This window comes from Parabacteroides sp. MSK.9.14 (assembly GCF_019041495.1).
Taxonomy (GTDB): Bacteria; Bacteroidota; Bacteroidia; order Bacteroidales; family Tannerellaceae; genus Parabacteroides; species Parabacteroides merdae.
This window is the reverse complement of record NZ_JAHPXO010000034.1, coordinates 44195-52850: the sequence shown is the minus strand read 5'-3', so window position 1 is coordinate 52850 and position 8656 is coordinate 44195. Positions and strand designations below refer to the sequence as shown.

The window sequence follows — 8656 nt, the reverse complement described above, 5'->3', positions numbered from 1 at the left end:
GATCCGGTCGCGCCCCGGTGATATTTTCCCGGTCATCTGTTTCAAATACAAATCCCTGACAGCCAAGTTATGCACCGGATTGCCGATCACCTTCACCTTATTATTCTTATCAAGCAAGAAAGTCTGGAATGTGATATCTTGTGGAAATTTGTTCAACTTGTCCAATCGGCTGTCCCGATCGATGCAGACCGGACGGTCGAAGTTGTCGCGTTTCAGGATGTACCGCAACTCACGGTCGTCTTTCGACTGGAAGACGAAGATGAACGAGATGCTGCCGTTTGTTGCCGAATCGACATGGGCGATCAATTCTTTCCATTTCGGCAGTTGCAATTTGCAACTGATGCAACCTGTTGAATCGACATAAATCAGCACTTTATATTCTGCATCGGGTATCCGGTATTCCACCTGCTCAGTGACGAAACGGGTGAAAGCCATATCCTGCGGAAACACGATCTCTTTTCCCTGCCATTCCTGAACCAGACGGGCAAATTGATCTTTCTTGTTTTCCCGGCAAGCGGCTAACAAAAATAATAGGAATAATATGTAGAGCAGTTGTTTCATTTTCTTGTTATAATTTGAATGTCACGATCGGATTATCGCTTTCCGCGCAGGTCGCAATTCCGATGTTTGTTTTTTCATTGATATGGATGCCCAAGATATTTTTGTCGAGCGTATATTTTCGAACCGGGTTTCCTGCCAAATCGAACACGTAAAAGAAATGGCCTCCTTTGGGAGCAGACATGCCGCGTTCGTAAAATTTGTCCCGCTCTTTCCAGGACATCCCATCGAAAACGGTATAAATATAATCGTCTGTGACTTGTATGTCCACAAACCCTTTGATGCCGGTCGGGAATCCTTCGCCTCCTTTTGCAATGAATTGAGGTTCTCCGGCAGGACCGTATATAACGTTATGAGTTTGAGTTTTTAGATTGTATATTTCAAGGGCTTCTCCCAATTGGGTCGCCATCGCGTATATCCCGTTTTTCGGGTTGTAATCGGTAAAGCTACGCCAAGCTTGTGCTAAGGCGGGATGAATATATTGCTCATAGCTGATTTCGGTGGGAATTTTACCTATGTTTTTGATCGGTTTACCACTATGACTGACTTTGTGATAACGAAAATCACCTAAGTAGTCTGTGATCAGAAAGGCTGAATCTGTACGATAAAAATCTAAAGAGCGAACTAATGTTTTATCTAATCTTATTTCCTCTTTGCGCAAAACGGTCTTGTCCGTCGGAGAGACAGACCAGCGCGTGATCAGCATCCGGTTAGCATCCAATGTCCAGACTGAATCCAATGCAGAAAACTGGAACATCTCTGCCGAAAGCATTTCTCCGGGGGCCTCTCCACGCTTTCCGAACGGTGCGATCGGCTTCCACTCCGGATAAGTAAAAGCGTAAAAGTAATGGCTGTCATTATGTAAATCCATGATGATAGCGATACTGTCTTTTACCGCTACCCGGTAGGGATAACGGAAAAAGGCAGAATCAATAGAAATCTCCTGCGTGGCTACCATTTTCTCATCAGGAAAAGTTGTATACCGAGGGTAAAGAGGATCGGGTGAACCACTGCAGGAGATTAATGTACTTATTCCTATTAATAATATGTATAGGAAGATTCTCATGTCATTTTAAACTATAGCCACTATACATCTTATCAACTTTATCACCATGACAGTCGACATCGCCTATCCCGTAACACCTATAAGCACTACTCTCACCGGACGCCAAAGCCTCAATATTATCAAATGCCAATTGAGGCAAGCCGACAGATGATGTCGACAATGTCTTGATACAAGCAACTCCACCCAAACAAACCAAAACAATTACTACTGCTGAAACTCTTTTTTTCATAACTTTTGTTTTTGAGGTAAATGTAGGGATATATAATTCGGATGTCAATAGGTTTGTGCCACATATTTCACAATTCGCTATTAAACAGATAAATAGAATGCCATTTCCTGATTTCTTGTAGGTTTTCTGTAGGTTTTCTTCGGACTTGAATTACATATATCTGAAGAGAAAAGCCTATATAGATGTCCATTTTTTATATTTTTGCAACATGCAAGAAGAGAATAGACATACAGACAAAATCCTTTTTTTTAAAAGACTATGCATATTATTATATATGTGTATGACTTTGTTTTGTTTGATAATAGTCTGGCATGGATTCCTTTCATGCCGTAAAAAGATTTTCACTGAAGCCTCTGCTACTTTTCAAGATGCTATCAGTAAAGAAATGAACACCCGATTGGGTTCCATACCGATAAAAACCAATAGAGGGACATTATTATTATCGGACTCTATTTCCTATGAAGAAAAAGAAAGATGGTGTGACCAGGACTATCTGTCTCTGAATGATCCGAACCGGATTTTCCTGGATAGCCTTTTTCGCGCCAGACTTGCAGATTTAGGTATGAAAACACAAACAGCGGTGCGTTGTAAGCGTAAAGAAAAAACAACGATAAGTTACACCGATAGCCTTTTTATGAAAAAAGCTACCGCTTTGAAGCCAGTTATATATCGGAAGAATAAAAATATAGAAGACAATATAGAATTACAAGCATTTGTGCAAATTCCGCTTTCCTTTATTTTAAAACGGGCAGATTCCATCCTTCTCTTTTTACTCTTTTATGGTTTATTTGTCGGAATTTTATACGGCAGTTATAAATGGGGTATAAAAAAACTAAACGCGGTATTGCTTGAAAAGAAAGTTGTAGAAACAAAAATTGTAGAAAAGCCGGTTGTCGCTTTTGTCCGTTCTTTTTCCAAAGAAGGGACCTTACCTTTCGGATTACAGTTCGACAAGAAAAGCGGCATCTTGAAATACAAAAACCTACATGTGACTTTAAGCGGGCAAGGCCTGAAGCTATTTACTCATCTGATTAATTCTCAACAATCAGTGATAGCACCTCAAATTATCTATTCACAAATCCTCGGAAATGCCTTAAAAAAGGGAAAGATCGGTAAAGCGGAACGCGATGCGGTCTCTGCTACTATTGTACGCTTGCGGGAAAGCTTGGCCCCCATGCCATTTATCCAAATCAAATCTTGTCGGGGAACCGGCTATCAGCTTATAATAAGTAATCCTGAAGAGATCTAAGAAACACAGAACACCAGACTTCGAAAGACGTTAAAACGCACAATACCCCCTTCAAAAGGCATATATTTGTATTTTTCTGTTGTTCAACATCTTGCAAAAACACGAGTTTCTTAAAAAATATGGGGTAGAAATCCTAATTTCATGCGCTACAGTTTCGATTCAGACTAACGGGTATTTTGAAAAACCGTACAATAAGCCAGGGATGACAATAAGTTTTATTTTTAGAGAAACCGACCTGACGCTGAACCGGTAAAAATATCGGGGAAACCTGGGAATATTGTAAAAAATGCCCATAGAAACAAGAAAAAAGCTGTCAAAACCACCTTTCCAAAAGGTTTCTCCAGCAGCGGCAACAAACATTTCCGGAGGTATTTTCCGCGAGGTGCGCAGAAAATTCCCATGACGACCGTCTTCATGGCTCTGAAGTGCGCAGTTCACCCTGCATGAAGACGGTCGTCATGACAACGAAGACGGTCGCCAGCGCGATGAAGACGGTCGTCACGGGAAAGGGCTGCCGGCCTCCCTGAGACCGGGCTCTTTATACGTTCCATATTCCTGCACCATCCCCAAGCAGGATCCGGATATTCGACTCTCCGGAAGTTAAGGTTTTCCGGATTGTCAAGGAAAACAAGATTCGGATTGACAAAAACACATGTACCGGAGACGAACCGCGCAGACGTGCTGTCTGCACGTCACAAAATGTTCCGGCCCGCTTACAAAAAGACAACCCGAAAAGGTTCGGTTTTCAGGTTGAAATAGAAAAAACAGGGGGTTATTGTAAAATCTGAATCATCCTTCTCAGAAGATCCCGCCCTTGTACATATCGTTGAAATTCGTATGCTGCCCTTCCAGCTTCCGGGCTTCGTCGCCTTCGGGGTTCAGTTCGATGGACTTTTTCAGATCTTCGAAGGCGCCATCCTTGTCTCCTTTCAGGTTCTTGGCACGGCCCCGTTCAGCGTATGCTTTGCCGAAATCGGGTTTCAGATCGATCGCTTCGTCAAAGAAAGTGATGGCTTCGTCCAGACGTTCCTGCGTGATCAGGAGCTGACCGACGAGCAACGTCGCCTCGTCATTGAACGGATTCAACTCCAACACATTTTGGTAATCGGCCGCAGCAGCGTCGATATTACCCATCGCTTCATGGATACGGCCGCGCAGCAAGTAGGATGTTTCTTCTTCCGGAGCCAGCGTGATGGCCTTTTCCACATCGGGAAGCGCTTCGGTTGCCTGCAGCATCGACAACAATATCTGGGCACGCATCAGATAGGCATCCGTGAAATCTTCTTTCAAGGCGATCGCTTTCGTCAGGTCGGCAATAGCCCCTAAGGGGTCGGAAGTCGTCCGCTTCGCCTTCCCCATCAGGAACCAGGCCAAATGGTTCGTCTCTTCCAGTTCGAGAATATGCCGGCAATCGACAATCACGTCCGCATCCTTGTCCAGCATGAAAAGCACGTTCACACGTGTCAGAAGCGTATTGATATGATCCGGTTCAAGTTCCACCATGCGGTTCAGCACCTCAAGAGCTTCTTCCGCCTTATTCGCCGTCGTATAGGCAGCAACCAGATAAGTCATCGTCTCGAAATCCTCCTGCAACTTCAACGCTTCAGTAAAACATTTGATGGCATACGCTACCTGTCCTATTTTCTGGGCGCGGACACCGTCGTATTTCAGAATATCGAAATTTTTCTGATCGTTCTTGCTTTTTTCCTCTTCAGGTGTTGCAGCCTTAGAAGAAGAGAATAGTGATTTAAAGAAGTTTCCCATGATTTAATTACAAATTGTTTTCAGGGAGGCAAAGATACGAAAAGTCCGAACCCTTTTCATATTTTTTATGAAGAATCCATAAGTGAGTTTCAGACATTTTTCTAATTTTGTAGCAGAATTTTTAACTTGGGAAGGATTGTGCCAGCCACACCAACCGCACGCTTTCCCGTCAATTAATGAGTATGGAAAACATAGAAACTGGACTTTTGCTAATGATTGTAGGAATGACAACTGTTTTTGCTATCCTACTGATCGTTATCAATCTTGGGAAGGGCCTGATCGTACTGGTAAACAAATATGCGCCCGAAGAGATTATTGTCAAAAAACAAGTGACACCACAAAGACAGACGGCTACATCCACACCGGCTGTCGGCATCACGAACCAGACTACTGCCGCAATCGTATCGGCTGTAAGTGTTATGACCGGTGGAAAAGGCAAAGTCGTTAAGATCGAGAAATTATAATAGCATTTATACATAAAATATCATGAAAAGAGAAATCAAATTTAGTTTGGTCTTCCGTGACATGTGGCAATCTGCCGGAAAATATGTTCCCACCGTAGACCAGCTAACACGGGTAGCACCAGCCATTATCGAGATGGGCTGCTTCGCCCGCGTAGAGACCAATGGCGGAGGATTCGAACAAGTAAACTTATTATTCGGTGAAAACCCAAACAGAGCCGTACGCGAATGGACGAAGCCGTTCCATGAGGCCGGCATACAAACCCACATGCTGGACCGGGCACTGAACGGCCTGCGTATGAGTCCCGTACCTGACGACGTTCGCCAGTTGTTCTACCAGGTAAAAAAAGCACAGGGGACAGATATCGCCCGCACATTCTGCGGATTGAACGATGTACGCAACATTGCTCCTTCCATCCGATATGCGAAAGCAGCAGGGATGATCTCGCAATGCTCGTTGTGCATCACCCACTCTCCCATCCATACGGTCGAATATTACACCAAGATGGCGATGGAACTGATCGAACTCGGAGCGGATGAAATCTGTATAAAGGATATGGCCGGCATCGGCCGTCCGCATTCTTTGGGGCAGATCGTAGCAAACATCAAGGCAAAACATCCGGAAATTCCGGTTCAGTATCACAGCCATGCCGGTCCCGGATTCAACGTGGCTTCGATCTTAGAAGTATGTAACGCCGGTTGCGATTACATCGACGTTGGCATGGAACCGCTTTCATGGGGTACAGGCCATGCGGACCTGCTGACCGTGCAGGCGATGTTGAAAGACGCCGGCTACAAAGTGCCGGAGATCAACATGGAGGCTTATATGAAAGTCCGCAGCCTGATCCAGGAATTCATGGATGACTTCCTCGGCTTGTATATCAGTCCGAAGAATCGCCTGATGAACTCGTTGCTGATCGGTCCGGGCCTGCCAGGAGGCATGATGGGAAGCCTGATGTCAGACCTCGAAAAGAACCTGGAGACAATCAACAAGAACAATATCAAAAACAACAAGCCGCTCATGAGCCAAGACCAGCTGTTAATCAAGCTGTTCGATGAAGTTGCCTATGTATGGCCGCGTGTCGGCTACCCTCCATTAGTGACTCCGTTCAGCCAGTATGTGAAGAACCTGGCGCTCATGAATGTGATGCAGATGGAGAAAGGGAAGGCCCGCTGGAGCATGATCGCCGACGATATCTGGGACATGATTTTAGGCAAGGCAGGACGCCTGCCGGGTCCGTTGGCTCCGGAAATCATCGAGAAGGCGAAAGCCGAAGGACGCAAATTCTTCGAAGGCAACCCACAGGACAACTATCCTGACGCGCTCGACAAGTATCGCAAGCTGATGAACGAAAAACAATGGGAAACGGGTGAAGATGACGAAGAACTCTTCGAATATGCGATGCATCCGGCACAGTATGAAGCCTACCGTTCAGGAAAAGCCAAAGTGGAATTCAAAGCCGACGTAGCCAAGAGAAAAGCCGAGAAGCAAACAGCCGCCCAGCCTGCCACCGTTCCTTCACAAGCAGCCCCGGCCAGTATGGCAATGGCTATGCCGACAACTCCGCAAGTAATGACCGTCGATGTGAACGGCCAATCCTACAAGGTAACCGTAGCATTCGGAGACACAGCGAATGCCGTCCCGGCAGAAACACAGGCTGCTCCTGCCGCGACACCCGCCCCCGCTGCTGCTCCTGCCGGTACCGGCAAAGAAGTGCTCTCGCCGCTGGAAGGCAAATTCTTCCTCGTGAAAAGTGCTTCCGACACACCTGTAAAAGTAGGAGATGTCGTAAAGGAAGGCGATGTGCTTTGCTATGTGGAAGCCATGAAGACATATAATGCCGTACGTGCGGAATTTGGTGGAACAGTCACTGCGATCTGCCTAGCTTCCGGCGATGCGGTTTCTGAAGATGACGTACTAATGACGATACAATAATGAATGAAATATTTCAAAATCTATATGAGATGACTGCGTTCAGCAACATCATTGCTGAACCGCAGTTTCTGATCATGTATGCCATTGCGTTCATACTGCTTTATTTGGGTATCAAAAAACAGTATGAACCGCTGCTGCTCGTACCGATCGCGTTCGGCGTGTTGCTTGCCAACTTCCCCGGAGGCGATATGGGGGTGATACAGGCCGACGAAAACGGCATGATCAACGTGCACGGAGTGATGAAGAACATTTGGGAGATGCCGCTCCATGACATCGCGCATGAGTTGGGGCTGATGAACTTCATTTACTACATGCTGATCAAGACTGGGTTCCTTCCTCCTATCATCTTTATGGGTGTAGGGGCGTTGACAGATTTCGGGCCGATGCTGCGCAACCTGCGTCTGTCCATATTCGGGGCGGCGGCACAGCTGGGTATTTTCACCGTGCTGCTGGTAGCCATCCTGATGGGATTCACGCCTAAAGAAGCAGCTTCTTTAGGAATTATCGGAGGAGCGGACGGACCGACTGCCATCTTCACGACCATCAAACTGGCCCCCCATCTGTTAGGACCGATAGCGATTGCCGCTTATTCCTATATGGCGCTGGTTCCGGTTATCATCCCACTGGTAGTCAAACTACTTTGTTCAAAGAAAGAGCTATCCATCAATATGAAGGAACAGGAAAAGAAATACCCGTCCACCACGGAAATCAAAAATTTGCGTGTCTTGAAGATCATCTTCCCAATCGTAGTGACGACGGTAGTGGCCCTGTTCGTGCCGAGTGCAGTGCCATTAATCGGTATGCTGATGTTCGGTAACCTGGTCAAAGAGATCGGAACCAATACATTCCGCCTGTTCGATGCAGCATCGAACAGCATCATGAATGCAGCGACCATCTTTTTAGGATTATCGGTCGGCGCGACCATGACAGCCGAGGCGTTCCTGAACTTCACGACAATCGGTATCGTAATCGGAGGCTTCCTTGCATTCGCCCTTTCCATAGCGGGCGGCATCTTCTTCGTCAAACTGTTCAACCTCTTCACAAAGAAGAAAATCAACCCGCTGATCGGAGCAACCGGACTGAGCGCCGTACCGATGGCATCCCGCGTGGCAAATGAGATAGCATTGAAATACGACCCCAAGAACCATGTGCTTCAATATTGCATGGCCAGCAACATCTCCGGCGTTATCGGTTCTGCCGTAGCCGCCGGCGTATTGATCTCGTTCTTAGGATAATTTCAAACACGGATTATATTTAGGCACGGATTTCATGGAATTTGCTCCAATCCGTGCCTAATTTAACATCTACCTGCAAATTATTTGCTTCCAAATGCTGTAATCCCAAAATATTTACTTTAATTTGTGACTTGATATAGGATACATTTATCCTTTTC

General features: G+C 45.9%; 8 protein-coding genes. 4 read left to right on the top strand and 4 right to left on the bottom strand.

Annotated elements, in window-relative coordinates:
- The 3 genes from KTG12_RS16525 to KTG12_RS16515 all read right to left on the bottom strand — a co-directional run.
- Positions 1-561: TlpA family protein disulfide reductase (locus KTG12_RS16525; protein ID WP_371745258.1), on the bottom strand; the 561-nt coding region annotated here is incomplete at its 3' end.
- 7 nt (positions 562-568) lie between these two features.
- Positions 569-1624 (bottom strand): BF3164 family lipoprotein, encoded by a 1056-nt coding sequence (locus KTG12_RS16520; protein ID WP_216945483.1) that lies wholly within the window; start codon positions 1622-1624, stop codon positions 569-571.
- Between the two features lies 1 nt (position 1625).
- Positions 1626-1853 (bottom strand): NVEALA domain-containing protein, encoded by a 228-nt coding sequence (locus KTG12_RS16515; protein WP_005650753.1) that lies wholly within the window; start codon positions 1851-1853, stop codon positions 1626-1628.
- 208 nt (positions 1854-2061) lie between these two features.
- On the opposite strand from KTG12_RS16515, the gene KTG12_RS16510 reads away from it, so the two are divergent.
- Positions 2062-3102, top strand: a complete 1041-nt coding sequence (locus KTG12_RS16510) for a hypothetical protein (RefSeq protein ID WP_240142646.1) — start codon at positions 2062-2064, stop codon at positions 3100-3102.
- A 798-nt stretch (positions 3103-3900) separates the two neighbouring features.
- Here the strand turns inward: KTG12_RS16510 and KTG12_RS16505 are convergent.
- The gene (locus KTG12_RS16505; protein WP_122116373.1) at positions 3901-4866 is read right to left on the bottom strand and encodes a tetratricopeptide repeat protein; all 966 of its coding nucleotides are present in this window, start codon (positions 4864-4866) and stop codon (positions 3901-3903) included.
- A 182-nt stretch (positions 4867-5048) separates the two neighbouring features.
- On the opposite strand from KTG12_RS16505, the gene KTG12_RS16500 reads away from it, so the two are divergent.
- From KTG12_RS16500 to KTG12_RS16490, 3 genes are read left to right on the top strand one after another with little or no spacing between them, the layout of a single operon-like run.
- On the top strand, positions 5049-5330 hold the full coding sequence (locus KTG12_RS16500; protein WP_155144309.1) for an OadG family protein: 282 nt from the start codon (positions 5049-5051) through the stop codon (positions 5328-5330).
- Between the two features lie 22 nt (positions 5331-5352).
- A complete protein-coding gene (locus KTG12_RS16495; protein WP_122206210.1) occupies positions 5353-7263 on the top strand; it encodes a biotin/lipoyl-containing protein in 1911 nt (636 codons plus the stop codon).
- Complete coding sequence (locus KTG12_RS16490; RefSeq protein ID WP_005640579.1) at positions 7263-8498, top strand: sodium ion-translocating decarboxylase subunit beta; 1236 nt, start codon at positions 7263-7265, stop codon at positions 8496-8498. Before KTG12_RS16495 ends, KTG12_RS16490 begins: the two co-directional genes overlap by 1 nt.
- Positions 8499-8656 lie beyond the last annotated feature (158 nt).

Bases quoted from the DNA above. Each gene is read 5' to 3' on its own strand.
- KTG12_RS16510 (WP_240142646.1), top strand. From the start codon at position 2,062: ATGCAAGAAGAGAATAGACATACAGACAAAATCCTTTTTTTTAAAAGA.
- KTG12_RS16495 (WP_122206210.1), top strand. From the start codon at position 5,353: ATGAAAAGAGAAATCAAATTTAGTTTGGTCTTCCGTGACATGTGGCAA.
- KTG12_RS16490 (WP_005640579.1), top strand. From the start codon at position 7,263: ATGAATGAAATATTTCAAAATCTATATGAGATGACTGCGTTCAGCAAC.
- KTG12_RS16520 (WP_216945483.1), bottom strand. From the start codon at position 1,624: ATGAGAATCTTCCTATACATATTATTAATAGGAATAAGTACATTAATC.
- KTG12_RS16505 (WP_122116373.1), bottom strand. From the start codon at position 4,866: ATGGGAAACTTCTTTAAATCACTATTCTCTTCTTCTAAGGCTGCAACA.
- KTG12_RS16500 (WP_155144309.1), top strand. From the start codon at position 5,049: ATGGAAAACATAGAAACTGGACTTTTGCTAATGATTGTAGGAATGACA.
- KTG12_RS16515 (WP_005650753.1), bottom strand. From the start codon at position 1,853: ATGAAAAAAAGAGTTTCAGCAGTAGTAATTGTTTTGGTTTGTTTGGGT.